The following is a 763-nucleotide window of genomic DNA, read 5'->3' on the forward strand; positions in this document are numbered from 1 at the left end:
CGCCCTGCCAACGGCGACTATTGATACTTACCGCCAATACGTATCTATCGTTTGGGACACCCGCTAGCTCCAATGAATTTGGATAGTTAGACTCGTAAGTCTTTTTCCACATTTGCTCGTACTGGCCATCAATGTAGTCATACAAACCGACCTCAAGTTGCGGTAATGGACAATGAGGATTACGAAGTGCGCTCTTTTCTACTTTCCAATTCTCTTTAGATGTCCAACGAACATATTGAGAAGAATTTGAATCTCCAAGTATTACCCAAGTTCGATACTCTTGTTTATCAGTAGAAACAACGGTTAAGTGATATAAACCAGCTTCAAGCTTACCGGTTAAGTTATAGCGTTTCGAGTAACTACGCTCGTTGGCAAGTTCTGTCCCGTTCGGCTGTTGTTCATAGCTGAATGAACTGTCCGCGGATATAGAATCATCCACCCATCGATTAAATGAAATATTTTCGATGTCAGTTGTAGCTCTTAGCTTGATCACCAATCTAAATGTATCTCGCCCAGGGCTTTGAATAGTCTGACGAATAACGTTCACACCACTTATCCAATCAGGCAGCGTTACACCAGTGAGAGCCTTGCCACAGTTTTTAGATAGTGACTGACCAAGAAGATCATTAAGGTGAGGAGTCAAATCTTTACTTGGTTCCGTTTGCCAGAGTTCAACAAGAGAGTTGAACATACCCGCAAGATCATCTTCAAGTAAGTGTTGATGTGCCTGTGTTAAAGGCGTGTTAGTTTGAAACCAGTCCAT

Annotated in this window: 1 protein-coding gene; it reads right to left on the reverse strand. The window is 42.3% G+C overall.

The genetic code is table 11. From position 1 onward, the window contains the following. Nucleotides 1–763 (reverse strand): DUF2861 family protein (locus IQR33_RS19875; protein ID WP_193843972.1); only part of this gene is annotated, 763 nt, incomplete at its 3' end.

Origin of the sequence: Vibrio sp. OPT46, from assembly GCF_015163535.1 — a bacterium.
GTDB classification, from domain to species: domain Bacteria; phylum Pseudomonadota; class Gammaproteobacteria; order Enterobacterales; family Vibrionaceae; genus Vibrio; species Vibrio alginolyticus.